Annotated in this window: 22 protein-coding genes; 8 read left to right on the top strand and 14 right to left on the bottom strand. The window is 65.0% G+C overall.

Features of this window, described 5'->3' with window-relative positions; all coding sequences use genetic code 11:
- Nucleotides 1-3: 3 nt before the first annotated feature.
- The 4 genes from FGE21_RS11205 to dapE all read right to left on the bottom strand — a co-directional run bounded on the left by FGE21_RS11205 (nt 4) and on the right by dapE (nt 5787).
- Entirely contained in the window at nt 4-1362 is a 1359-nt protein-coding gene (locus tag FGE21_RS11205; RefSeq protein WP_139663379.1) for a lytic murein transglycosylase, read from the bottom strand.
- 244 nt (nt 1363-1606) lie between these two features.
- Nucleotides 1607-3895 carry a ribonuclease R gene (gene rnr, locus FGE21_RS11200; RefSeq protein ID WP_139663378.1) on the bottom strand — a complete coding sequence of 763 codons (2289 nt, stop codon included), beginning with the start codon at nt 3893-3895 and terminating at the stop codon, nt 1607-1609.
- A 321-nt stretch (nt 3896-4216) separates the two neighbouring features.
- Nucleotides 4217-4645 (bottom strand): GNAT family N-acetyltransferase, encoded by a 429-nt coding sequence (locus FGE21_RS11195; protein ID WP_139663377.1) that lies wholly within the window; start codon nt 4643-4645, stop codon nt 4217-4219.
- On the bottom strand, nt 4642-5787 hold the full coding sequence (gene dapE, locus FGE21_RS11190; protein WP_139663376.1) for a succinyl-diaminopimelate desuccinylase: 1146 nt from the start codon (nt 5785-5787) through the stop codon (nt 4642-4644). Before dapE ends, FGE21_RS11195 begins: the two co-directional genes overlap by 4 nt.
- Before the next feature lie 406 nt (nt 5788-6193).
- Between dapE and FGE21_RS11185 the strand changes: the two genes are divergently transcribed.
- Together FGE21_RS11185 and FGE21_RS11180 are read left to right on the top strand one after the other, a co-directional pair.
- The gene (locus FGE21_RS11185; RefSeq protein ID WP_255731524.1) at nt 6194-7435 is read left to right on the top strand and encodes a Hint domain-containing protein; all 1242 of its coding nucleotides are present in this window, start codon (nt 6194-6196) and stop codon (nt 7433-7435) included.
- A gap of 70 nt (nt 7436-7505) precedes the next feature.
- Nucleotides 7506-8615 carry a transporter substrate-binding domain-containing protein gene (locus FGE21_RS11180; protein ID WP_176695421.1) on the top strand — a complete coding sequence of 370 codons (1110 nt, stop codon included), beginning with the start codon at nt 7506-7508 and terminating at the stop codon, nt 8613-8615.
- A gap of 36 nt (nt 8616-8651) precedes the next feature.
- On the opposite strand, the gene FGE21_RS11175 is transcribed toward FGE21_RS11180, so the two are convergent.
- Nucleotides 8652-9011, bottom strand: a complete 360-nt coding sequence (locus FGE21_RS11175) for a hypothetical protein (protein ID WP_139663375.1) — start codon at nt 9009-9011, stop codon at nt 8652-8654.
- Nucleotides 9012-9173: 162 nt separating this feature from the next.
- On the opposite strand from FGE21_RS11175, the gene FGE21_RS11170 reads away from it, so the two are divergent.
- On the top strand, nt 9174-10754 hold the full coding sequence (locus FGE21_RS11170; RefSeq protein WP_139663374.1) for a choice-of-anchor L domain-containing protein: 1581 nt from the start codon (nt 9174-9176) through the stop codon (nt 10752-10754).
- On the opposite strand, the gene FGE21_RS11165 is transcribed toward FGE21_RS11170, so the two are convergent.
- Together FGE21_RS11165 and FGE21_RS11160 are read right to left on the bottom strand one after the other, a co-directional pair.
- Nucleotides 10748-11449, bottom strand: coding sequence for a GntR family transcriptional regulator (locus FGE21_RS11165; protein WP_176695420.1), 702 nt, complete (start codon nt 11447-11449; stop codon nt 10748-10750). The two genes, FGE21_RS11170 and FGE21_RS11165, sit on opposite strands and share 7 nt — an antisense overlap.
- Nucleotides 11450-11551: 102 nt before the next feature.
- Complete coding sequence (locus FGE21_RS11160; RefSeq protein ID WP_139663373.1) at nt 11552-12928, bottom strand: formimidoylglutamate deiminase; 1377 nt, start codon at nt 12926-12928, stop codon at nt 11552-11554.
- Between the two features lie 76 nt (nt 12929-13004).
- On the opposite strand from FGE21_RS11160, the gene hutI reads away from it, so the two are divergent.
- From hutI to hutU, 4 genes are read left to right on the top strand one after another with little or no spacing between them, the layout of a single operon-like run.
- On the top strand, nt 13005-14222 hold the full coding sequence (hutI, locus tag FGE21_RS11155; protein WP_139663372.1) for an imidazolonepropionase: 1218 nt from the start codon (nt 13005-13007) through the stop codon (nt 14220-14222).
- Entirely contained in the window at nt 14219-15742 is a 1524-nt protein-coding gene (gene hutH / locus FGE21_RS11150; RefSeq protein ID WP_139663371.1) for a histidine ammonia-lyase, read from the top strand. Before hutI ends, hutH begins: the two co-directional genes overlap by 4 nt.
- Nucleotides 15739-16515, top strand: a complete 777-nt coding sequence (gene hutG / locus FGE21_RS11145) for an N-formylglutamate deformylase (protein ID WP_139663370.1) — start codon at nt 15739-15741, stop codon at nt 16513-16515. Before hutH ends, hutG begins: the two co-directional genes overlap by 4 nt.
- Complete coding sequence (hutU, locus tag FGE21_RS11140) at nt 16512-18194, top strand: urocanate hydratase (protein ID WP_139663369.1); 1683 nt, start codon at nt 16512-16514, stop codon at nt 18192-18194. The genes hutG and hutU overlap by 4 nt, the downstream gene beginning before the upstream one ends.
- A 162-nt stretch (nt 18195-18356) precedes the next feature.
- Here the strand turns inward: hutU and dapD are convergent, their stop codons facing one another.
- From dapD to FGE21_RS11125, 3 genes are all read right to left on the bottom strand, one after another.
- On the bottom strand, nt 18357-19184 hold the full coding sequence (dapD, locus tag FGE21_RS11135) for a 2,3,4,5-tetrahydropyridine-2,6-dicarboxylate N-succinyltransferase (RefSeq protein ID WP_139663368.1): 828 nt from the start codon (nt 19182-19184) through the stop codon (nt 18357-18359).
- 208 nt (nt 19185-19392) lie between these two features.
- Complete coding sequence (locus FGE21_RS11130) at nt 19393-19992, bottom strand: GntR family transcriptional regulator (RefSeq protein WP_139663367.1); 600 nt, start codon at nt 19990-19992, stop codon at nt 19393-19395.
- Between the two features lie 48 nt (nt 19993-20040).
- The gene (locus FGE21_RS11125) at nt 20041-20994 is read right to left on the bottom strand and encodes a threonine/serine dehydratase (protein WP_139663499.1); all 954 of its coding nucleotides are present in this window, start codon (nt 20992-20994) and stop codon (nt 20041-20043) included.
- A gap of 154 nt (nt 20995-21148) precedes the next feature.
- Between FGE21_RS11125 and FGE21_RS11120 the strand changes: the two genes are divergently transcribed.
- Nucleotides 21149-21997: a TIGR00730 family Rossman fold protein gene (locus FGE21_RS11120; protein ID WP_139663366.1), complete on the top strand. Its 849-nt coding sequence runs from the start codon at nt 21149-21151 to the stop codon at nt 21995-21997.
- A gap of 112 nt (nt 21998-22109) precedes the next feature.
- Here the strand turns inward: FGE21_RS11120 and FGE21_RS11115 are convergent, their stop codons facing one another.
- The 4 genes from FGE21_RS11115 to FGE21_RS11100 all read right to left on the bottom strand — a co-directional run bounded on the left by FGE21_RS11115 (nt 22110) and on the right by FGE21_RS11100 (nt 25779).
- On the bottom strand, nt 22110-22319 hold the full coding sequence (locus tag FGE21_RS11115) for a hypothetical protein (RefSeq protein ID WP_370285638.1): 210 nt from the start codon (nt 22317-22319) through the stop codon (nt 22110-22112).
- A 251-nt stretch (nt 22320-22570) separates the two neighbouring features.
- Nucleotides 22571-23764: a 23S rRNA (adenine(2503)-C(2))-methyltransferase RlmN gene (gene rlmN / locus FGE21_RS11110; RefSeq protein WP_139663365.1), complete on the bottom strand. Its 1194-nt coding sequence runs from the start codon at nt 23762-23764 to the stop codon at nt 22571-22573.
- 388 nt (nt 23765-24152) lie between these two features.
- Nucleotides 24153-24686 (bottom strand): invasion associated locus B family protein, encoded by a 534-nt coding sequence (locus tag FGE21_RS11105; RefSeq protein WP_139663364.1) that lies wholly within the window; start codon nt 24684-24686, stop codon nt 24153-24155.
- A 334-nt stretch (nt 24687-25020) separates the two neighbouring features.
- Nucleotides 25021-25779 (bottom strand): TSUP family transporter, encoded by a 759-nt coding sequence (locus FGE21_RS11100; protein ID WP_139663363.1) that lies wholly within the window; start codon nt 25777-25779, stop codon nt 25021-25023.
- Between the last annotated feature and the right edge of the window lies 1 nt (nt 25780).

Raw genomic sequence — 25780 nt, 5'->3', positions numbered from 1 at the left:
CCGTCAGCGCAGTTTCTTCAGCAGGCTGAGCGATGCATAGCCGTCGGGGACTATCCCGCGTGCGTTTTGAAAGGCCCGGATGGCGGCGATGGTATTGGGACCGATCTTCCCGTCCACGCCTTGGGTGTTGAACCCGGCCCGGGTCAGCCGCTTTTGCATTTCCTTCCGCTCGGAAAAGGTCAGCGCCCGGTCGCCACGGGGCCATTTGCCTTTGATCTCTGGCCCCCCTTTCAACCGGTCGCTCAGGTGGCCGACCCCGATCACATAGGCGTCGGCTGCGTTGTAGCGCTCGATCACGGCAAAGTTCTTGAAGATCATGAAGGCCGCGCCGTTGCCGCCTGCGGGCAGCAGGATCGAGCCGCTGCCATAGTTCGGGACCGCCTTGCCATCCATGCCGCGCACCCCCAGTTTCGCCCAGTCGCCGGGGCTCTTCTTGATCTTGCGCGAGGCCAGCGCGTAGTTGAAACCACGGGGCAGGGTAACCTCGACCCCCCAGGGCTGGCCCGTCACCCAGCCGAACCGCTTCAGATAGGCCGCGGTCGAGGCCAGGGCGTCCGACGGGTCGTCAGACCAGATATCGCGCTTGCCATCGCCTGTGAAATCCACCGCATAGGCGAGGTATGAGGTCGGGATGAACTGCGTGTGCCCCATGGCGCCGGCCCAGCTGCCGGTCATGTTACGCGGGGCGACATCGCCGGATTGAAGGATCTTGAGCGCCGCGATCAGCTGCGCCTCAAAGAACCGTCCGCGCCGCCCGTCAAAGGCCAGCGTCGCCAGCGACTGCACAATGTCATTGTCGCCGCGATAGGTGCCGTAGTTGCTCTCCAGCCCCCAGACGGCGACCACGACCTCCTTCTCGACGCCATAGGCCTTTTCGATCCGGTCCAGTACCCGTCGTTGCTTGCGCAGGGCGCTCTGACCATTGCTCACCCGGCTGTCAGAGGCGGCACTGTCGAGATAGTCCCAGATGGTTTTGGTGAATTCGGATTGATTGCGGTCCCGTTTGATCACGTCCGAATCGTAGGTCACACCGCGAAAGGCGCGGTTGAGGGTCACCTGGCTGATGCCCTGTGCTCGCGCGCGCCCCTGAAAGGCTCCGATCCAGGCCTGAAACCGGTTGTTTGCGGCGGCATCGATCGGGGCAGCGAGCGCCGGTTTCACCGCCTCTGCCGCAGAGGCGCGGGCCACCGGCCGGATGGTGCTGTCCGCGGCTGCCAGAACCACCGTTTCGGGCTTTTCCGCCGGACGCATCACCGGGCGGGGGGTGCCCGCCGGAGCGCCCTGTTCCAATACCGCCGCCTGTATCGTAGCCGCCGGAAAGACGACCCCGACACAGAGCGCTGCTTTTACCCAACTGCGCATAATATTAACCTCAACACCTGCTTTTGCTCGTTGACCCCACTCTACGCCGGGATGGCCCCGCACAAAAGCGTTCTCGTCCCGACCGAAGGTGCTGCGCGTCGCTTTGCCCATCTGTGGCGGCGTTCACGGCGCAAAGGGTCCTGTCTACCCGGCCCTTGGTGGTTCTTGGTGGCATATGCGGGATATCTGGCCAGTGTCGCATGTCGGCCTGCAGGCAGCGCGCGGCAGGCCGTTCATCCGGCGCCTATTTGCGGCGCCGGGTCACCTTGCGCTTGACCTTGGCGGCCTTGTGTTTGGATCGTGCCGCCTTCGGGCGCTCCGATGTGCGGCCCGCCGGGCTGCGACGGCGATCGCCCTTTCCTGATCCTCCGCCCCGGCCGCTGGGCAGTTCGGCATCCTCCAGCGCCAGCAGCTCGAGTTCCAGCCCGCCCGTCACCGGTGCCGCCTGCGTCAACCGGACGGTCACCCGCTGACCAATGGTGATCAGCAACCCCGTCTCGGACCCCATCAGGGTGCCGGCCTGCGGGTCAAAGTGGAAATACTCCCGCCCGATGGTGCGCACGGGGATCAGGCCGTCGGCTCCGGTCTCGTCCAGTTTCACAAAGGCCCCGAACCGCGCGATGCCCGAGATGCGGCCGGTGAATTCATTGCCGACCCGTTCCGCCAGATAGGAGGCCAGATACCGGTCGGTGGTGTCGCGTTCCGCCAGCATGGAGCGCCGCTCGGTCGCGGAAATATGCGTTGCGGTGTCTTCCAGGCGTTCGATTTCGTCCCCACTCAGCCCGTCCTTGCCCCAGCCATGGGCGGTGATCAGGGCCCGGTGCACGATCAGATCCGCATAGCGACGGATGGGAGAGGTAAAATGGGCGTAATTGCGCAATGCCAGGCCGAAATGGCCAAAGTTTTCCGGGAAATAATAGGCCTGCTGCATCGAGCGCAGGGTGGATATGTTGATCAGCTCCGCATCGTCGGTGCCAGCCGCGGCATTCAGCAGCGCATTCAGATGCCGGGTCTGCAGCACCTGCCCCTTGGCCAGATTGAGCCCCGCCGCCCGCGCGGTTTCACGCAGATTGTCGAGCTTTTCGGTGCTGGGTTCCTCGTGGACCCGAAACAGCAGCGGCTGGCGCTTTTTGGTGAGCTCTTCGGCGGCGGCGACATTGGCGAGGATCATGAACTCCTCGATCAGCCGATGCGCATCCAGCCGTCCGCGAAAGTTGACCGAGGCGACCTTGCCGCTGTCGTCCAGCACGATCTTGCGCTCGGGCAGGTCGAGGTCCAGCGGCTGGCGGCTCTCGCGCGCCGTGCACAGCGCCTCATATGCGGCATAGAGCGGTTCTATTACCTCCTCCAGAAATGGCGCGGTCCGGTCAGTGGGGGCGCCATCCATCGCGGCCTGCACCTCGTCATAATGGAGCGAGGCCTGCGATTTCATCAAGCCGCGTACAAAGCGGTGGCCGATCTTGTTGCCTGCGGCATCAATCTGCATGCGCACCGCCAGGCAGGGACGCGGAACCCCTTCGTGCAGCGAACACAGGTCGCCAGACAGGCGGTCCGGCAGCATCGGCACAACCCGGTCGGGGAAATAGCTGGAATTGCCGCGTTTGCGGGCTTCGCGGTCCAGCGCCGTGCCGGGTTTCACATAGGCGGCCACATCGGCAATCGCGACCCAGATCACATGGCCGTCGGCGTTCTTTGGATCGTCATCCGCATGGGCAAAGCAGGCGTCATCATGGTCGCGGGCATCCGCCGGATCAATGGTGATCAGCGGCAGATCGCGCAAATCCTCGCGCCCCTTCAGGCCCATCGGCTTGGCGCTGTCGGCTTCGGCAATGACGGCGTCGGGAAAATGGTCCGGAATGCCGTGCTGGTGAATGGCGATCAGCGACACGGCCTTGGGGGCGGAGGGATCACCGAGCCGCTCGACCACGCGCGCCTTCGGCAGGCCGAGACGGGTCTTGGGACCGGCTTGTTCCGCCTCCACCAGTTCGCCATCGCGGGCGCCATGGGTGTTGGCCTCGGGGACCATCCATTCCGTGGCGCTGGCCTTGTCGATGGGAACGATGCGCCCGCCTTCGGAGCCCTGGCGATAGATGCCGAGAATGCGTTTCGGGTTGGTGCCGATCCGGCGGATCAGGCGGGCCTCGTAGTTGTGGTCCTGCTCCTGCACGACGGTCAGCCGGGCCAGAATGCGGTCGCCTTCGCCCAGCGCGGGATCAGAGGCGCGGGTGATCATCATGACGATGGGCTCTATGCCGTCGCCATGCCACTCCAGCGGCCGGGCGAACAGGTCACCGTCGTCATTGGGCGCTTTGATCTGCAGAATGGAGACCGGTGGCAGGCGATCGGGATCGCCGTAGCTGCGTTTGCGTTTTTCCAGATGGCCCTCGGCCTCCAGTTCTTTCAGCACCCGCTTGAGGTCAATCCGCTCAGCGCCTTTGATGCCAAAAGCCTTGGCGATGTCACGTTTGGAGGTCTGGGTCGGGTGGGCGGAGATCCATTCCAGAATCTCGGCCTTTGTAGGGATGCGCGCCATATCTCTGCCCTAGCATGACCCGGTCGGGACGTCATGCCGAAAAGCGTGACCCTGACACAAAGGGCAGCGCTCCCGCCCGTCGGTCGATCATCTCCCGAGATGATCTCCTCCCGTTGGGCCGGGCGCCATGCCTTGCGGCATGGCGGCGCAGTCGAGGAACGGGTGATCAGACAGGCCGGTTGCTGCACGCTTGCGGCGCCACGGGCGGTGGGGCAGCGCGCCCGTCAGGGCGCGCTGCCGGGCCCAAGGGGAGGGCCTCTATCTCTGATAGTGGCCCGACGCGCGGGAGAGCCCCCCGGATCGGAACGGAACGGACAGCGCTCAGGTCAGCGATTTCACCATGTCACGATGGTCGATACCTGCATCCAGATAGACCGGGCCGAAAGCTGCGAAGCCGAGCTTCTCATAAAACCCGAGCGCCTGCATCTGCGCGCCGAGCTTGACCGTGGTGACCCCCAGGCGGTTTCGCGCCTCTGCCACGCAGGCCTCGATCAACTGGGCACCGAGGCCGGTCCCCCGCGCGGCCTTCACCACGCAGACACGGCCGATTTTGGCCGTCTCCCCATCAAACAGGATCCGCGCCGTGCCGACCGGTGTCCCGTCATCGCGGGTGGCCAGCAAATGGGTGGCTCTGTCGTCATGCGCGTCGCGTTCTTCTTCGACCGGAACGCCCTGCTCCCCGACGAAAACCTCAAACCGCAACCTGAGGCAGCTGTCGAGATCTTCGGTGACTTTGATGCGCGCTGTCATGCGAAATAATCCTGCAGGATGCGTGTGTAGATCGATTTCAGCTGGTGGATCTGCGCCACCTCCACGCATTCATCGACCTGATGCATGGTCTTGCCGACGAGGCCAAATTCGACCACCGGGCAATGCGCCTTTATGAACCGGGCGTCAGATGTGCCGCCGGTCGTCGACAACTCAGGCAGCTGATTGGTTTCCGTCTGCACCGCTGCGCTGACCAGATCCGACAGCGCGCCGGGGGGCGTGATGAAGCTCTCGCCGGAAATCTTCACCTCCATCTCGACCCTGAGGCCAAGCTCCTCGGAAAGCCGGTCGGCCTCGCCCTGCAGCCAATCCGTCAAGGATGCGCCGCTGTGCAGCTCGTTGAACCGGATGTTGACGGCCGCACGGCTCTGCGCCGGGATCACGTTGGTGGCCGGATTGCCGGTGTCGATGGTCACGATCGCCAGGGTGGAGGCGTCGAAATGGGCGCTGCCCTCGTCGAGCGTATGGCGCGCCAGCCGGTCCATCAACCGCGCCATGCCTGTCAGCGGATTGTTGGCGCGGTGGGGGTAGGCGGAGTGGCCCTGAACCCCTGTCACCGTGAACCAGGCCGTCATCGATCCGCGGCGCCCGATCTTGATCATCTCGCCCATATGGTTCGGGCAGGTGGGTTCGCCCACCAGACAGACGGACATCCGTTCGCCGGCGGCCTCCATATGGTCCAGCAGCGCGGTCGTTCCGTCGATGGCATCCCCTTCCTCGTCGCCGGTGATCGCCAGAACCACGGCGCCGTCCGGCGGTGTCTGCCGGACAAAATCGATTGCTGCGGCGGCAAAGGCTGCCACACCCGATTTCATGTCGGTGGCACCGCGCCCGTACATCACGCCGTCAACCACCTCGGCACCGAAGGGATCCCGGGTCCAGGCATCCGCATCGCCAACCGGCACCACATCGGTGTGCCCGTTGAAACCGAACGTCCTGTCATGCCCCTTGTCCCCCCAGCGGGCAAAGAGGTTGCAGACCCCGCCCCGATCCGCCCGCGCACAGGAAAACCCCGCCTCGGTCAGGACCCGCTCCAACAGCACCAACGCGCCGCCTTCCTGCGGGGTGACCGAAGGGCAGCGGATCAGGTCTGCGGTCAGCTGAACGGGATCGGTGGCGGTCATGCGGGGTCCTCCTGAGTGTTTTCGGGACAGGACCTAGCGCGGTTTCGGGGGCGGGCGCAATCTCCTGTGGCGCCTGTGGCTGAAATGCGCGGCCGGCCCGCTGCGCTGCATTCGTGGTCCTGACAGCGCCGCGCCGTCGTGCTAGACTTCCGCCACGAACAGACCGAAGCATGGACAGAAGCACGGACCGGGGCGGCGCCAAGATCGCCCGGACGCGCGCCGAGCAGGACCACAGAACATCCGTACGGGGACCATTGGGCCAGGGCACACCCCAGCCAGTGGTTTTGAAGCCGTCGCATGGATCACCCTGTCGCGCGTGGCCCTGTCCGGGAACGTCGGGACTGAAACTGAGGGACGCGCCCCGGGCCAAAAGGCCGCGCAACGTGCCGCCCGGGGCGCACGACACATGACGACGGATGAAGACACAGGTCAAAACAGGGCGACACAGTTTGAAACAGGGCGCAGACTGGAACGGCGCGGCGAGGTGCAGGATGGCGGACAGGCAAGGCATGGTGATGCGGACCGGACCCCTCCCGCGGCGGGGGCAGCCATGAGCTGGCTTGGTCTTTGGCATCGTGACGCGCAGTATTTCGACGCGGCCGGGCTCACACCCGAGGGCGAGCGCAGCTGTCTGCTGCTGCAGGACGCGGATGCGCTGCTGACGCGCGGGTCGCTGGTGATGGAATTCCACCTGCCGGACAGCCGCAAGCTCGACCCTCTGATCCGGTTCGTACAGGAAGGCGACTGGCCCTTTCACTTTGCGGTGACAGCCGTGCCCGGCGCCGGGATCAATCTGGTGGCCGATCTCTATGGCACCTCGCTGCGCCAGACGGTGAAGCCTGCGCTGACGGCAGGCGCGGATGCGATGCGCCTGACCTACAGTTGGGACGCGCCCGCCTTTCGCGGCAGGCTGGCACTGGAGCGACTGGACGGTGGCCGGGCCGACATCATCGAGATCGAGGCCCCCCGGCCCTGGCGCCTGACGGATCTGCGCAGGCTGCTGACGGGCGCGCGGCCGGGCTTCATCGCAGGCAATGTGGACTATATCGCCCTGTCATCCGATCTCGAACCGGTGGGCCCGATGCCGGGGCTGTCGCCGCGGACGCCATTGGAAACCGACACTGGCCCGCGTCCGATCGGCGAACTGAAGCGGGGCGACGTGTTGCGCAGCAGCTCCGGCAAACTGGTGCCGGTGCTGCATGTGATCACGCGGCAGGTCCCGGCCGTCGGGGCCTTTCAGCCGGTGCTGTTGCGGGCGCCCTTTTTCGGATTGACCCAGGATCTGCAGGTCGCGCCCGGTCAGCGCATGGTGCTGTCCGGCAGCGATGTGGAGTATCACTTCGGCGGCGACGCGGTACTGGCCCCGGCGGAGATTCTGGCCACCACCCGCGTCGCCACGCGGATCGGACGCGGCAGCGTGCTGGCCACCTATATGCAGGTCGTGCTGCCGGGGCAGGAGGTGCCGGTGGCCGCCGGGCTGGGGGTCGAGAGCCTGTTTCTTGGGCGCATCCGGCGTGACCCGGTCGCCCTGTCGGCGAGCGTGCTTGCCGGGCTTGATCGCAACAGTCTGCCAGAGCACGCTCCGTCAGGCTGCCCCGTGGTTCGCGCGTTTGATGTCGCAGTTCTGACAGAACAGCGCATTGCCTGAGCGGCAGGGCTTGAAAATCACGTCCCATCCCTTCTAGGGCATGGTTATCGCTGCCTGAAAGTACGGACCCATGACTCTGCGCCTCCTTTGCTTTTGCCTGCTGCTCGCAGGCCTGATGACCCTGATCTCTCCTGCCGCCCATGCTCAATCTGTTGCTGCGCAGGCGGAACCTGTCGGCGCGCAGGCGCAGCAGGTGGTGGTCAACACCGTGACCCGGCCACCCTTCTCCATGCCGCTCGGCGGGCAGGACACCGGGTTCACCATGGACCTGATGCGCGAAATCGCCCTCCGGCTCGGGTGGGACATGCGCATCAACCGGGTGGACAGCTTCGCCCAGATGCTCGACGAGGTGCAGCGCGGCGAGGCCGATCTGGCGGCGGCCAATATCTCCATTACGGCGGGCCGTGAGGCAGTGATGGACTTCAGCCAGCCGATTTTCGAAAGCGGCCTTCAGATCATGCTGCATAGGGATGACGTCTTGCAGCCCAGCCTGTTTGCCGCGTTGCTGTCGTGGGATCTGTTTGCCGCGATCGGTATCGCCTTTGTCCTGCTGCTGATCGGCGGTATGCTGATGTGGCTGTTCGAGCGCCGCGCGCAGCCCTATTTCGACCGCCCCCTGAAGGAGGCCTGGTTTCCCTCGTTCTGGTGGGCCCTCAATCTGGTGGTCAACGGCGGCTTTGAGGAGCGGGTGCCACGCAGCCTGCCGGGGCGGATCTTCGGTCCGCTTCTGGTGCTGTCCTCGCTGTTCATCGTCTCGGTTTTTGTCGCCAAGATCACCGCGGCAATGACGGTCGAGGCCATCAGCGGCACGGTGAATTCGGTCAATGACCTCTATGGCAAGCAGGTGGCGACCATTCAGGGATCGACCGCTGCGGGCTTTCTGGACCGTCGCGAGATCGACTATGTGGGGTTTTCCGGGCTGGCCGAAATGCTCGAGTCGTTCGAGACCGGACAGACCCGGATCGTGGTCTTTGATGCGCCGGTTCTCAACCACTATGTCAAGACCAGTGGCGCGGGCATCGGCCAGGTCATGAGCGGTCGGTTTCTGACCGAATATTACGGCCTCATCTTTCCGCAGGGGTCCGGCAATGTGGAACCGGTCAATCAGGCCTTGTTGTCGATGCAGGAAGACGGCAGCTATGACACGCTCTATCGCAAGTGGTTCGGCGCGCGTCCCTGATGCGCCGCCCCACAGGCCTGTGTCCTGTCGCGCAGCCTAGTGCAGCGCCGCCTCATCCCCATGCGGGCCATCGCCGTAAAAGGGCGTCATCTGGGCCACGATGACAGCGTTCTCATCCAGCGCCCGCTGCATCAGCGCGCGTTCTTCGGCCTGGATGTCGTGGCCTTCTTCCTCGCGCTCTGCGATGGTGCCATAGCCGGTGACATCCAATGGCGCCGTATCCGCCTGTTTCAGGATTGCAACGGTTTCACGCACGGCTTCGGCCTCATCCACGCCGGAGGCATAGATCATGAGCGCCGCACCGGTGGCGTCAGCGGGCAGACCGTCGCCGTCTTTGCGACCGATTTGCACCAACAAAGTGTAGACTTGTTGACGGGAAGGTTTTTTCTGTGTCATGCGTCCTGCATTAGACGGGGGGGTGTAGTAAGGTCAAACCAAATTGACTACACTTTGAGTTAACTCCCGCTGCAGTTTCCACGTTTTTGACTTCAACCCAACGTGGACGTCCGGGCTTCGACGTGGACGAAGCGTAATTTATTGTCAGAAACGGTGGTCACAATGGCGATAGCAACAGAATTGCCGATCAATACCAATGCCACGGCGGACCAGATGGCGGAGGCGATGTTCGGAAACGGTATCTCGGTCCAGTCCTCGAGCTATACCGGTGCCGGTTCGGCCTCCGGGATCTACAGCGACGGCGACACGGTGGCACCGGGCGTCACACCTTCGGACACGGGGGTGATTCTCTCGACCGGACGGGCCACGGATTTCACCAACAGCTCTGGTACCACGAACACCAATACCTCCTCCCGGACCACGACAGAGCATGGCACCCCCGGGGATGCCGCCCTGAGCGAGATCGCAGGCGGGCAGACCTATGATGCGGCGATTTTTGAGGCCGAGTTCGTCCCCGAAGGCTCCACCCTGTCGATGCAGTTCGTTTTCTCCTCCGAGGAATATCTGGAATATGTCGGTTCCGGCTTCAACGATGCGGTGTCGGTCTGGGTCAACGGGGTCGAGGCGCAGCTGGTGGTGGGGGATGGGAACGTCACCATCAACAATATCAACCCCGGCTCGAACGAGAACCTCTATATCGACAATCCGCGCGATGACGACCCCTACAACACCGAGATGGACGGGTTCACGGTTACGCTGCGCCTGACCGCTCCGGTCACTGCGGGCGAGGTCAACACGATCCGGATCGCCATCGCGGACACAGGCGATGCGAGATACGATTCGAACCTGCTGATCGCCGGAGATTCGATCCAGACCGCCCTGATTGCGGGCGATGACGAGGTTGAGGTCCGCGAAGGCAATACGGTCACGGTCGACGTTCTGGGCAATGATACCCAGGCCAATGGCGCGCAGTTGGCAATCACCCATATCAACAATCAGGAGGTGACAGCCGGCAGCACTGTGGTGCTTGCCTCCGGCGAAGTGGTCACCCTGAACGCCGATGGCACCTTTGATATCACCGGCCTGGACGATGTGGATGAGGACGAGTCCACGGTCTTTACCTATACGGTGGTGGATACCGAGGGCAATTCCGACATCGGCTATGTCGACCTGACCACGACGCCCTGCTTTGTCGCAGGAACGCGGATCGACACGACCGCAGGCCCGGTGCCGGTAGAGGCGCTGACCGTCGGCACCAGGGTGTGGACCCGCGACCACGGCGAACAGGCAATCCGCTGGATCGGCTCCTGCACGCGGATGGCCACGGGGGCGCATGCGCCGGTGCGGATCTCTGCGGATGCGCTGGGGCAGCATGGCGAAATCCTGGTCTCGCCCAGCCACCGCATTCTGCTGCAATCCGGGGCGGCGGACATGCTGTTCGGCCACCGGGAGGTACTGGTTCCGGCCCATCATCTGGTCAATGGCACCACGATCCAGCGCCAGGAGGACGGGCAGCCGGTGACCTATTTTCACCTCCTCTTCGACCGCCATGAAATCATTCGCGGCAACGGGCTGGAGAGCGAGAGCTTTCATCCCGGCAAAGCCAGCCTCGACGGGCTGGACGCGGACACCCGCGCGGAGTTCTTCGATTTGATGGGCGACAGCTGGCAGACCTACGCCCCGATGGCGCGCCCCACCTTGAAATCCTACGAGGCCAAGGTGCTCCTGACGGCCGATCAGTAGCGGCTGCGCATGCGGTAGCCCGGATGAAAGGTGATGCGGGCGAATGTGACGGGCGCGTCCTGAAACCAGGTGGACCGCTCCATCTGAAACAGGGCGGTGCCTGAGGGGCAGGCGAGGTATTGCGCCAGCGCGTCATCCGCCGCCGTCGCCGTGAAACTCACGTCGGCGTTGGAAAACGGGACCGCAGCCAACAGCCATTCGCCCGGGGGGACGGCGCCAAAATCGGCGTCTGCGCTCTCCGGAACCGCCGCGATATTGATCCAGCGATCCTCAAAGTGAAAGGGCTGACCATCGGCGTAATGCATTGTTTCCAGATGCAGAACCTCCGATCCCGGCGACAGGCCTATCTGAGAGCTGAGCCAGCCCGGCGCCGGTTGCAGGTGGCGCGATACCAACGCGTAGCGATAGGCGGCATTGCGGTCTTCCACCAGACGGCGGGCGGTTGCGATGTCCAGCTTCGCCTGTTTCACCGGCTGCAGGGTGACGCGTGTGCCGCTTTTGCGTTTGCGGTCGATCACGCCCCGGTCCGCCAGCTCCCGCAGCGCCCGGTTGACGGTTGCCCGGGCACATCCGAACTCTTCGGCCAGATCCGTTTCCGCCGGTAGCAGGGCCCCCTGCTCCCAGACCCGGGCCTCGATCCGCCGCATGACCTCGTCGCGCACCTCCTGAAAGCCGGTTCTCTTTTGCTGCGGCACGTCTGTCCTCCGTGATGCCTGATAACTCGGGCTTAACTAGCATATGTCTGCAGTATAGGGCAGGCACAAAGGAACCCGCTTTGCGGGGGGCTATATGACTGTTCACAGGGCGCCTGATAGCGTGCCGATGGCCCTGCGGTAGCGGTCGAGGATTGCGTCGCGCGCCACATGGCGGCCGTTGCGCACCATATGGCGGCCGGCAGCCCAGACGTCACTGACCGTATGGTCGTCGGCGGCAAAACACAGCCCGTCGAGGATCTGCTCCGGGGGCAGGCCGAACAGGGCGGGGTGTGACCGGTCAATCGCCACCAGATCCGCCAGCGCGCCCACTTCGAGACGGCCGGCATCGCGACCCAGCGCCTGAGCGCCGCCCCGCGCCGCGCCGAGGTAGAGGGTCTCGCCCACGGAGCCGGCATCCTGCGCCAGCAGATTGCGCCCGAGATCGCGCAGCCGTTGGGAATATTCCAGCGTGCGCAGCTCCTCGACCAGCGAAATCCGGACGTTGGAATCCGACCCGACGCCGAACCGCCCCCCGGCAGACAGATAGCCGGTGCCGTTGAAGGGACCGTCGCCGAGATTGGACTCGGTGATGGGACAGAGCCCCGCCACGGCCCCGCTCTGCGCCAGGGCGCGGGTCTCGGCCCCGGTCATATGGGTGGCGTGGATCAGGCACCAGTGCGGACCGACCGGCGCGGCGTCGAGCAGCCATTCGACCGGGCGCGCGCCGAGCCAGCCCTTGACCTCCTCCACTTCGCGGGGCTGTTCGGCGATGTGGATGTGGATCGGGTTGCCCCCGGCCAGGGGCAAAACCGCAGCGAGGTCCTCGGGGCAGGTGGCGCGCAGGGAGTGCGGCGCGATACCGACCCGCGTGTCGCGAGGCAGCTCTTGCGCCGCACCGCGGGCGGCAGTGACAAGATCCGAAAACCGCTCCACCGTATTGCCAAACCGCTGCTGACCGCCGACCAGCGGCTGTTGCTGCGCCCCTCCATAGCTGTAGAGCACCGGCAGATGGGTCAGGCCGATCCCGGTCTCGGCAGCCCCGGCCATGACCCGGATGCTCAGCTCTGCGAGGGCCTCATAGGGCGCACCGCCGGGCTGGTGATGGACGTAGTGGAATTCACCCACCGAGGCGTAGCCCGCCTCCAGCATCTCCATGAAGGTGAGCGCCGCGACGGCCTCGTAGTGCTCTGGGGTGAGGTGATCCAGGAACCGGTACATCAAACTGCGCCAGCTCCAGAAACTGTCCTGTCCGGCGGCGGTCCCGGGGGCGCGATGCTCTGTCCGCCCGGCCATTGCGCGCTGAAAGCTGTGAGAATGGAGATTGGCCAGTGCGGGCAGCAGAACATCGGTCCGGAGATCTCCGGCCTGCGCCGGGACGTCTGTCACGATCCCGGTGATCGCCCCACCGTCGAGGGTCACCCGGACGTCATTGGCCCAGCCGGAGGGCAAACAGGCGGTTGCGGCAAAAAGTGTCTGCATCTGACCCTCATATGTATAGACATAATGACGTTATGCGCATAGCGTTTACCGGGCAAGTGAAATCGAAGGGAGCGAAATGGGCGATCACTACGTGCTGACCGAGGCGCATCTGGCCACGCTGGAGGGGCCTGCCGCATATGGGGCCCTGGCAGCGGGCGCCGTGGCCGTATCGGCCGGGCGCATTGTCTGGTGCGGGCCGATGGCGGCCGTGCCTGACGCATATGCCGATTGGCCCCGGCAGGCGCTGGCAGGGCGGCTGGTGACACCGGGGCTGATCGATTGCCACACCCATATCGTCTTTGGCGGCGACCGCGCGGGCGAGTTCGAGATGCGCCTGAAGGGGGCCTCCTACGAAGAGGTCGCGCGCGCCGGGGGCGGTATTGTCTCGACGGTGGCGGCGACGCGGGCTGCGGATATCGTCACCCTGGTAGAGACCGCCCTGCCCCGACTGGCACAATTGATCGCCGAAGGGGTGACCACGATCGAGGTGAAATCCGGCTATGGCCTTGACCGTGAAACCGAGCTGAACATGCTGCGGGCGGCCCGCAGGCTGGGACAACAGCAGAATGTGACGATCCGGACGAGTTTCCTCGGGGCCCACGCGGTGCCGCCGGAATTTGCAGGGCGCGCCGATGCCTATCTGGACGAGGTCTGCCTGCCGACCCTGCGGGCCGCCCATGCCGAGGGGCTGGTCGATGCGGTGGACGGGTTCTGCGAGACGATCGCCTTTTCCCCGGATCAGATCGCCCGGGTCTTTGACCTCGCGGCGGAGCTGAACCTGCCGGTCAAGCTGCACGCCGAGCAGCTGTCGCATCAGGGGGGCGCGGCGCTGGCCGCCGACCGTGGTGCGCTGTCGGTGGATCACGTGGAATACGCCACAGAGGCCGACGCAAGCGCCATGGCCGAGGCAGGCTCGGTCGCTGTGCTGTTGCCTGGGGCGTTTTATACGCTCCGCGAAACGCAGGCGCCTCCGGTTGAATATTTCCGCCAGCACGGGGTGGCGATGGCGCTGGCCACGGACTGCAATCCCGGCTCTTCGCCGCTCACCTCGCTGCTGCTGGCGCTGAACATGGGCTGCACCCTGTTCCGTCTGACCCCGGAAGAAGCCCTCGCGGGGGTGACGGTCAATGCAGCCCGCGCGCTGGGTCTGGCCGACCGTGGCCGCATCGCGGCCGGTCTGCGCGCCGATCTTGCCATCTGGGACGTGGAGCACCCGGCCGAGCTGGCCTACCGCATCGGGTTCAACCCGCTTCATGCCCGGATTACGGGCGGCATATTGGAGAAAACCACATGATCGAGCTGCTGCCCGGCGCCGTCACCCTCGCCACCCTTGCAGAGATCTATCGCAACGGCACGCCCGCCCGTCTGGATCCATCCGCCCGCCCGGGAGTCGAGGCCGCCGCCGCATTGGTTGCCGCCGCTGCGGCAGGGGATGCGCCCGTCTATGGCATCAACACGGGATTTGGCAAACTGGCCTCCACCAAGATCGCCGCTGCGGATACGGCGACCCTGCAACGCAACCTCATCCTCAGCCATTCCTGCGGTGTCGGCGCGCCGCTGGCCGAGGACAAGGTCCGCCTGATGATGGTGCTGAAGCTGCTGTCGCTGGGGCGCGGCGCGTCCGGGGTGCGCTGGCAGGTGATCGAACAGATCGAGCAGATGCTGGCGCGCGGGGTGATCCCGGTGGTGCCCTCGCAGGGCTCTGTCGGCGCGTCCGGCGACCTTGCGCCGCTGGCCCATATGACCGCCGCGATGATCGGCGCGGGCGAGGCGACCTTTGACGGCACCCGCCTGCCCGCAGCCGAAGCCCTGAGCCGCGCCGGGCTGGAGCCGATCGTGCTGGGCCCCAAGGAAGGCCTCGGCCTGATCAACGGCACGCAATTCTCGACCGCCTGCGCCCTGGTCGGGCTGTTTCAGGCTTGGGATCTGGCCGAAGCCTCCATCGGGATCGCCGCCCTTTCGACCGACGCGATCATGGGATCGACCGCGCCTCTGATCGCCGAGATTCACGCCCTGCGCGGCCATGCGGGCCAGATCGACGTGGCCCGCGAAATGCGCGCGATCATGGAGGGCTCCGAAATCCGCGAAAGCCACCGCGACGGCGACACAAGGGTGCAGGACCCCTATTGCATCCGCTGCCAGCCGCAGGTGCTCGGCGCGGCGCTGGATGTGCTGCGCATGTCGGCCCGCACGCTGGAGGTGGAGGCCAATGCGGTCACCGACAATCCGCTGGTGCTGGTGAGCGAGGGGCGCATCGTGTCGGGCGGCAACTTTCATGCCGAATATGTGGGCTTTGCCGCCGATCAGATCGCCCTGGCGGTGGCCGAGATCGGTGCCATCGCGCAACGGCGGGTGGCGCTGATGGTGGACCCGACGCTGTCCCACGATCTGCCGCCCTTTCTGACCCCGAACCCCGGGCTGAACTCCGGTTTCATGATCGCCGAGGTCACAACCGCCGCTTTGATGAGCGAGAACAAACATCTCGCCAACCCCTGTGTCACCGATTCCACACCGACCTCCGCCAATCAGGAAGACCACGTCTCCATGGCGGCCCATGGCGCGCTGCGGCTGGGACGCATGACCGCGAACCTGTCGGTGATCCTCGGGGTGGAGCTGCTCTGCGCGGCGCAGGGCGTCGAGGCGCGGGCGCCGCTTCGGACCTCGGCGCGGCTGCAGGATGTGCTGGCCCTGTTGCGCACAGAGATCCCCAGCCTGGGCGAGGATCGCTATCTGGCGCCGGACATCGAAACCGCCAGCGCCATGGTGCGCGACGGCCATGTCGCTCGCGCCGCAGGCATCGGGGTGCGCCTATGATCGAGGTCACCCAGGGCGCCTCCCCGCTGATCCTTGGCCTGCCCCATACCGGCACCGAGGTGCCCCCGGAGATCCGCGCCACATTGAACGACCGGGGCCGGGCGCTGGCCGATACCGACTGGCATATCCACACCCTCTATGATGGGTTGGTGCCGGATGTCACCACCGTCCGGACGCCGGTCCACCGCTATGTGATCGACGTGAACCGCGACCCCGGGGGCCGGAGCCTCTATCCCGGGCAGAACACCACCACGCTGGTGCCGCTGACCGATTTCGATGGCAATCCGATCTGGACCGAGGTGCCGGATGCCGCCGAAATCTCCCGCCGGCGCGCCCGCTATCACGCGCCCTATCACGCGGCGCTGGAGGCGGAAATGACGCGGGTGGCGGCGCTCCACGGCTTTGCCATTCTCTATGATTGCCACTCGATCCGGGGCGACATCCCGTTCCTGTTCGAGGGCCGGTTGCCGGATTTCAATCTGGGCACCAACATGGGCACCACCTGCGCGCGCGATATCGAAACACGCATGCTGGCTCTTTGCCGCCAGGCCAAGGGCTATACCTCGGTGCTCAATGGCCGTTTCAAGGGCGGCTGGACCACGCGCCACTACGGTCGCCCCGCCGCGGGCTGGCACGCGATCCAGATGGAGCTGGCCCAGGCCACCTATTGCGATGAATGCCCGCCCTGGCGCTATGACCCGGAGCGCGCGGCGCGTCTGCGCGCATTCCTTTCCCGCCTTCTCACCGACCTGTCAGACTGGAGACCCGCATGAGCGACCCCCGCAAGAACACCCGTGACGTCTATCCTGCGACGGGCCCCGAACTCACCGCGAAATCCTGGCTGACCGAGGCCCCGATGCGGATGCTGATGAACAACCTGCACCCGGATGTGGCGGAAAACCCGCACGAGCTGGTGGTCTACGGCGGCATCGGCCGCGCCGCCCGCACCTGGCAGGACTTCGACCGCATCGTCGACAGCCTGAAGACGCTGGAGGAGGACGAGACCCTGCTGGTGCAATCTGGCAAACCGGTGGGCGTGTTCCCGACCCACAAGGACGCCCCCCGGGTTCTGATCGCCAACTCCAATCTGGTGCCCCATTGGGCCAATTGGGATCATTTCAACGAGCTCGATAAAAAGGGGCTGATGATGTACGGCCAGATGACCGCCGGCTCCTGGATCTACATCGGCACCCAGGGCATCGTGCAGGGCACCTACGAGACCTTCGCCGAGGCCGGCCGTCAGCACTATGGCGGCGATCTGACCGGCAAGTGGATCCTGACCGGCGGCCTCGGCGGCATGGGCGGCGCGCAGCCCCTCGCGGCGGTCTTTGCCGGCGCCTGCTGTCTGGCGGTGGACTGCAATCCCGCGTCGATCGACTTCCGCCTGCGCACCAGATACCTCGACGAGAAGGCCGAAACGCTGGACGAGGCGCTGGCGATGATCGACCGCTGGACCCGCGCCGGTGAGGCGAAATCGGTGGGGCTACTGGGCAATGCCGCCGAGATCTTTCCCGAGATCCACAACCGCATGCAGGCCGGTGGCCTGCGCCCCGATATCGTGACCGACCAGACCTCGGCCCACGACCCGGTGAATGGCTACCTGCCGCTGGGCTGGACCATGGGAGAGTGGAAACAGCGCCGCGAAAGTGACCCCAAAGCGGTGGAAAGGGCCGCCCGTGCCTCGATGAAAATTCAGGTCGCGGCCATGTGCGAGTTCCACGCCGCAGGCATCCCGACCGTGGATTATGGCAACAATATCCGCCAGATGGCCCTGGAAGAAGGGCTGGAGAACGCCTTTGATTTCCCCGGGTTTGTGCCGGCCTACATCCGGCCATTGTTCTGTCGCGGCATCGGTCCCTTTCGCTGGGTTGCGCTCTCGGGCGACCCCGAGGATATCCGCAAGACCGACGCCAAGATGAAGGAGCTGTTTCCCGACAACGACGGCCTGCACCGCTGGCTCGATATGGCGGCGGACCGGATTGCGTTCCAGGGCCTGCCCGCGCGGATTTGCTGGATCGGTCTGGGCGACCGTCACAAGGCAGGCCTCGCCTTCAACGAGATGGTCCGCACCGGCGAGCTCTCGGCGCCGGTGGTGATTGGCCGCGATCACCTCGACAGCGGCTCTGTCGCCTCTCCGAACCGGGAAACCGAGGCGATGCAGGATGGCTCTGACGCGGTCTCCGACTGGCCGCTTCTGAACGCGCTGCTCAATACCGCCTCCGGGGCGACCTGGGTGTCGCTGCATCATGGCGGCGGCGTCGGCATGGGGTTTTCGCAGCATTCCGGCGTCGTGATCTGCTGTGACGGCACCGAGGACGCCGACCGCCGCATTGCCCGCGTGCTGTGGAATGACCCGGCCACAGGTGTCATGCGCCATGCCGATGCGGGCTATGAGATCGCCCGGGACTGCGCCCGCGAGCACGGTCTGACGCTGCCCGCGATCCTCGACTAGGGCAGGCCGGGCACCACCCCAGTTCAGCCCCGTCCGGCTCAGGCCAGCTCCGTCTCCCCCTGGCCCCAAAGGCAAACAGGCAGCCGAAGCTGCCTGTTTTTATCTGCAGGCCCGGTTCCGGGCCGCGCTGTGTCCCTGCCGGTCACGGACCGGGGCAGGGGATCAGTCGCGCAGCAGCTCGTTGATCCCGGTCTTGGAGCGGGTCTTCTCGTCCACGCGCTTCACGATCACGGCGCAATAGAGGTTGATGCCGTTCTTCGACGGCATGGAGCCTGCGACAACCACCGAATAGGGCGGCACTTCACCGTACATGACTTCGCCGGTTTCGCGATCGACGATCTTGGTGGACTGGCCGATGAAGACCCCCATGCCGAGGACGGACCCTTCGCGGATGATACAGCCCTCGACCACCTCGGAGCGCGCCCCGATAAAACAGTTGTCCTCGATGATGGTCGGTCCGGCCTGCATCGGCTCCAGCACGCCCCCGATGCCGACGCCGCCGGACAGGTGCACATTCTTGCCGATCTGGGCGCAGGAGCCGACGGTGGCCCATGTATCGACCATGGTGCCCTCATCGACATAGGCGCCGAGGTTCACGAAAGACGGCATCAGCACCACGCCGGGCGCGATATAGGCGGATTTGCGGACAACAGCGTTCGGCACCGCGCGAAACCCTGCGGTTTTCCAGTCGGAGGCGGCCCAGCCCTTGAACTTGCTGTCGACCTTGTCCCACCAGCCGGACCCCTGCGGGCCGCCGGATTGCTCTTCCATGTCCTTGATGCGAAAGCCGAGCAAGACGGCTTTTTTGGCCCATTGGTTCACATGCCAGTCGCCCGAGGCCTGCTTTTCCGCAACCCGCAATGTGCCCCCGTCGAGTGCCGCGAGGGTTTCCTCGATGGCGTCGCGGGTTTCGCCGGTTGTGGCGGGGGTGATAGTGTCACGGGCCTCCCAGGCGGCCTCGATTGCGGTTTCCAGCTCAGCGTTGGACATGTGTTCCGGCTCCGGGTTTTGTTGGATTCGCGCGCTTATAGCCGCAATTGGCGGGCAGGTCATGCCCAGAACGCCGCCCACGCCACGACAGGCGGCCACCGGGACCACAAACGCCGTCCAGCCAGCCCGTCCAATTGCCCCGTCCAATTGCCCTGTCCTACCGGCCTGTCCTACCGGCCTGACCAGCCAGCCTGACCCGTGCTGCGCCCTAGCTGACCCGGCGCAGGTGATCGCGCAGCAGATCACAGGCCAGTTTGCTGTCCTGCCGACGGACCGCATCCAGAAGCGCGGCATGATCGCTGTCGGGGCGCGCCACCCAGCGGTCTTTCCAATAGGCAAACAAATGTCGCGCAGCGGCGATATGCAGATCCTCCACAGCAGAGAGAACCCGCGGCATCGCACAGGGGGCCAACAGGCACCGGTGGAACTGGCGATTGCAACGGTCCCACTCGAACATGTCCACGGCGGCGTCACAGGCAATCCGCGCCAGGTTCAGCTCCGCCAGCGTTTCCGCATCGTGGCGGGCCACCGCATGAGACAGCGCCAGCACCTCCAGCGCCACCCGCATTTCGATCACTTCCCGGATTTCCGTGGGCTCCAGATCGGTCACCCGCATGCCCCGGCGGGGCACGGATTTCGCCAGTCCCTTGGCTTCGAGCCTCAGGAACGCCTCGCGCACCGGCACATGTGAGGCGTCATATTCACGGGCGATGTGATCCTGTCGCAGCTTTTCACCTGCGGCAAGGTCGCCGGTAATGACCCGCTCCATGAGGGCGCGAAAAATCTTGTCGGCTGTGGTCTCACTCATGCCTGCTCGATAGGCTGCACGGTGCCGCGCCGCAAGGGTTTGTGCCGTTCAGCTGAACAGGACATCCAATTGTGTGGCGGGATCGCTCAGCGGCTCCGGGTCGATATTGCCGCCACAAAGCAGGACAGCGACCCTCTCGCCCTCGGCAGGCAGGTAGGCCCCGGACATCAAGGCCGCGAGCGCCGTCGCGCCGGCCGGCTCCACCAGCAGGCGATGGTCCCGCCACAGCGCATGCTGCGCCGTCTCGATCGCCGCATCCGAGACGATAACGCTGGGAATGCGCAACTCGTGGGCCAGCTCAAAGCTCAGATCGCCGATCCGGCGCGCGCCCAGCGCATTGGCGGCGATGCCGCTGACATCCACATCCACCGGCCTGTGCGCCATCAGCGCCGCTTTCATCGCACAGGAGGTGGCGGGTTCCACGGCCACCACCTTGCGCCGGCCCTGCAGCCAGCCCAGCGCCCCCCCGATCAAGCCGCCGCCGCCGACCGCGACCAGAATCGTATCGGCCTCCAGCCCCTGCGCCTCCCATTCGGCAAACAGCGTGCCCTGACCGGCAATCGTGGCGGGCGCATCATAGGCGTGGATCTGCATCGCGCCGGTCTCCTGCTCCCAGATGCGGGCGGCGTCCAGGGCATTGGCATAGGCACCGGGGACCACCTCCAGGTCGGCGCCGGTGGACCGGATCAGGTCGATCTTTGTCTGCCCCGCGATCTCCGGCACGTAGATCCGCGCCTTGTGGCCCAGCGCCCGCGCCGCAAAGGCCACGGCGGCGCCATGGTTGCCACCGGATGCGGCCACCAGACCGGCCTCGGGCACCGGATGCGACAGCAGCGTATTGAACGCGCCGCGCGCCTTGAAACTGCCTGCGTGCTGCATCTGTTCCAGCTTCAGCTCCACCGGATAGGCCAGCCCGAAGCTCTGCACGGTCATAACCGGGGTTTTCACAACATGCGCCGCAATCCGGGTGCAGGCTCCGGAGATCAGGGGCTTCCAGTCCATCATCATGCCTCGTGTCTGTGTATTCGCGGCGAACCCTAGGCCATTCCTGACCGGAGGCAAGAGGGACCCCGCCGGTTTCGGCGCTGGTTTGCGCGCCGCATCCGGGCTATGTCAGGGGCTGATTATCGATTTCGCAACACAGGCAGCATTAAATATGAGTGACGATCGCCACAGCAGTTTCCCCGACGCCAGCTCTGACCGCAACCGCGCAGAGCACGTGCCCGTGACCCCCCAGACCCAATCCCCGGTCTATCAGCTCGCCTTCGCGGACGAAGGGTTTCTGTGCCGGGACGAATTGCGCCCGGTCCGTCTGCAGCTGGAGCTACTGAAGCCGCAGCTGATGCTGGATGAAAGGGGCATCGAAAGCACCGTGGTGATGTTCGGCGGCGCCCGCATTCCCGCCCCTGCCGACAAGCACAAGGCCCGCACGCAGACGCTGGCCGATCTCAGCCATTTCTATGATGAGGCCCGGCTGTTCGCGCAGAAAATGACGGAGAAGTCGCAAACCACCGGCGGGCGGCGTCATGTCGTGGTGACCGGCGGCGGCCCCGGCGTGATGGAGGCGGGCAACCGTGGCGCTGTGGACGCGGGCGGCGAGTCGGTCGGCCTCAATATCGTGTTGCCGCATGAGCAGGCCCCGAACGAATATGTCACCCCGGAGCTGTGCTTCAACTTCCACTATTTTGCGATCCGCAAGATGCATTTCCTGATGCGGGCCGAGGCGATCTGCATCTTTCCCGGCGGCTTTGGCACCCTCGATGAGATGTTCGAGGCGCTGACCCTGATCCAGACCGGCCGGATGGAGCCGATGCCCTTTGTGCTGTTCGGTCGCGCCTTTTGGGAAAAGATCATCAACTGGGAGGCGCTGGCCGATGCCGGCACCATATCGGACCAGGATCTGGAGCTGTTCAAATTCGTGGAAACCGCTGATGAGGCGATTGCCGTGATCGAGGCCTGGAACCCGCAACCTCCGCGCCAGAGCCTGCCCGGGCGCGATCGCTGAGGGCCGCGCCGCCTGTCCCGGTTCTCGCCAGATCCAGACCCGCGCCGGGATACCTTCGGCGCGGAGCCCCTGTGATGGCCTGAAGGACCCTCAGGCCGTCTCTCAAGTCATGTCAGGCCATATCGGCGGGCAAGACGCCGATGGCTTCACCACGTGGCAGACGGGTCAGAATTTTCGCGCCGTCCTCATCCTGAACGGCCAGGCCGTAGCCCCGCAGACGGAACTGCCATTCGCGCGTGCTCAGCGCCTTGCGCCGCTCTTCGCGCAGCAGTGAGAGAATGCCGTCGTCCATCGTAGTTACCTGCTGTGCCAACATTGTCATGCCTCTTTTTCTTTTTTATCCGCTCAGGATACTGTTTCTGATTCCGAGACTGTCCGCAGGAAATGGCGCAAATTTTGCATAACTTGGGTAAGAATAAGGCGCCCCGGTTTTTCGGGACGCCTGTGGTGGTCTTGCCCAGGTCTTGAGGTCATCTTGTGGACCGTCTTGCCCACGTCCGGCCCACGTCTTGCCGAGCGTCTGCGCGCTTGCCCCGCTTGTTGCCGCCCGCGTGGCCGGGCGGAGCCACGGCGCTAGGCTTTGGCGACGCCCGCCTCGGCCTCGATCTGTTTGCGGCTCTCGCGGGCGCGTTCGGTGGCGGATTTCAACTGGCCGCAGGCCGCCATGATATCGTCGCCGCGCGTCTTGCGGATGGGCGAGGCATAGCCCGCCTGATAGATGATATTCGCAAAGGCCCGGATCCGGTTGTTCGACGACCGTTTGTAGGGCGCACCGGGCCATTCGTTGAACGGGATCAGGTTGATCTTGGCCGGGATCTTGTGCCGCTTGATATGATCCAGCAGACGGTGCGCATCCTCATCGCTGTCATTCACCCCGTCCAGCATCACATATTCAAACGTGATCCGCTCCGAGTTCGACACCTTGGGATAATGCGCCAGCGCCTCCAGCAGGGTTTCGATGTTCCAGCGCCGGTTGATCGGGACCAGCACATCGCGCACCTCATCCGTGGTGGCATGGAACGAGATCGCGAGCAGACAGCCGATCTCCTGCGCCGTGCGGGCAATCTCCGGCACCACACCCGAGGTCGACAGGGTGATGCGACGGCGCGACAAGGAAATCCCCTCCGGGTCCATCGCGATCTTCATCGCATCGCGCACATTGTCGAAATTGTAGAGCGGTTCGCCCATGCCCATCAGCACGATATTGGACAGCAGACGGGTCTCGTCCTTGGGCGCGCCGGGGGTCGGCCATTCCTCCAGATCGTCCCGCGCCATCATCACCTGACCGACGATTTCCGCAGGTGTCAGGTTGCGCACCAGTTTCTGGGTGCCGGTGTGGCAGAACGTGCAGGTCAGCGTACAGCCGACCTGGCTCGAAATACACAGGGTGCCGCGATCGTCTTCGGGAATATAGACCACCTCGACCTCATGGCCGCCGGCGATCCGCACCAGATATTTGCGGGTGCCATCGGTCGACACTTGCTTGCTCACAACCTCGGGGATGCGGATTTCAAAGGTCTCTTCCAGTTGCGCGCGATAGGCTTTGGCCAGATTGGTCATCGCGGCAAAGTCGCGCACACCCCATTGGTAGATCCACTGCCAGATCTGTCCGACCCGCATCTTGGCCTGTTTCTCGGGCGTGCCGTTTTCGATCAGCACCTCCCGCATCCGGTCACGGGTCAGGCCGACAAGGTTGATCTTGTCCCCCTCCGGCTCCTTGCGGGGCAGGGTCAGGACATCTTGGGTAATCGGCGCGGAGGCGGTCATGAGGCGGACTCGCTGGCTGGTGAACAGAATAAGGGTGGATGCGGCTCTATATAGGAGATCGGCCCAAGATCAAAAGGAATCTCACGCAAAAGGTGCCCGCGGCCAGCCGCATTGCGTGGATTGCATGGCGGTGGCGGGCGCCCGTTTGCTGTGAAACCGCGCGGCCCCCCGGCCGGGAGTGCGGCCAGGATTACGACCTGATCCTCTGATTTGGCACGAAAAAGGCGGCAGGGCCAATGCCCGCCGCCAAAGATCTGCCGCCCAATATCCGTGGCCCCGCTGGCTGGCCGGGACCCCGCCAGCACGCTCAGTCCCGAAACAGTCTGCTGCTCAAGACCTGCCGCTTTAGGCCTGCGCCCGAAGGGGCAGCCGCGCGCTCAGGACCGGATCACCCGGCGCAGCGTTTCTCCGCATCCTCGATCGCTGCGGTGAAGCCGAGCAAGGAGAACGTATCCTTGGTCTGGGTCCCGCGCGAGGATCGCGCTGTCAGCACCGCATCGGTGCCGCGTTTCATCGCGGTAATGATCTTGGCGTCGTCGGTGGGGGTCGCAGGCCAGGCCCACTCGCCTTCGGTGAACAGCTCGAATTCCGCGTCACCAATCAGCATGTTCACGGTCGAACCCGGCGCAAACGGGTAGCCGCCGGTGAAGGTCACCTGACCCTTGTTGTCGTTGTCGGGGCGGTAGAAGACGAACAGGCGGACTTCGCTGCGCCGGACCGCAACCACACGACCGTCGCGGGTGTTCACCTTTTCCTTGGGCGCTGATACGCCGATGCACTCACGGGGCGAGGTCTCCTCAAAGACGCTCCAGTCCACATGTGCGCCGACGCGGTTTTCGGTTGTTGCTTGCTGTGCGCCCGCCGAGGTGGCCATGCCAATCAGCAATAGCGCGCCTGCCAAGCGACGGAGATTCAATGCCATTCGTCCCGCCTCCAAGACTGTCTTGTCTTTAATGTCCCACGGCCGTTTGCAGTGTTTGCGCACTGTCTTTGCCCGTACCTCATGATCATCGACACAAGCATATTAGCGGCAGGAGGGCCATGTGCAAATGACGGATTTGGCAGGATTTCGCCGGCTTTTCCCCGAATAGGGACCGCATCCGATGCCCGCTGCCTGCAATTCTGCTTTTGTGGACGGGTTACGGGCGGTTTATCTGCCCCTCAGCGCCTGCCTGCCCCTACCTGTCTAGCACTGTCTGTCGACCCCTGCCTGCCAGCGCCCGGATCAAAACCGGGCAAAACCGGGCCAAACCGGATCAGACCAGATCCCAGATCAGTTTGACGGCCAGAACAACCGTGGTCAGCACCAGAAGCGGTTTGATGATCTTTGCGCCCTGCTTCTGCGCCAGTCCCGCCCCGACCCGGGCGCCGGCGATCTGCGCCAGTCCCATCGCGAGGCCGGTGACCCACCAGGGCGTTGCCACAACCGCAAAGGCCGCCAGAGCGCCGGCATTGGAGGCAAAGTTCAGCATCTTCGTATGGGCCGTCGCCTTCAGCACGCCGTAGCCCGCAAGAGAGACAAAGGCCAGCATGTAGAAACTGCCCGCCCCCGGCCCCAACAGACCGTCATAGGCGGCACAGAGCGGCACCATCGTGGCCGCAAACAGCACAGGCGGCATCCGCCGGGCGCGGTCCGCATCGCCAAGGCCCTTCTTGGTGGCAAAGAACACCGCAATGGCAATCAGCAGCACCGGTAGCGCATAGCGGATCAGCTCGACCGGCAGCACAGTGACCAGCAGCGCCCCCGCGATGGAGGCGAAAAAGGCGATCACCGCCGATCTCCATTGGGCGCGCAAATCCACATGCCCGCCGCGCGCATAGGAGAGCGCCGCCGTCGCAGCGCCAAACAGGCCCTGGATCTTGTTGGTGGCCAATGCGGTCACCGGCCCGGCGCCGGCAATCAGCAGCACCGGCACCGTGATCAACCCGCCGCCACCGGCCACCGCGTCGATGAACCCGGCCGCAAACCCCGCCACCATCAACAGCAGCAGGGTCTCGATCCCCACTTCGAGCATG

The organism is Phaeobacter sp. B1627 (assembly GCF_006265095.1).
Lineage (GTDB): Bacteria > Pseudomonadota > Alphaproteobacteria > Rhodobacterales > Rhodobacteraceae > Epibacterium.
This window is presented reverse-complemented; position numbering and strand designations above follow the sequence as displayed.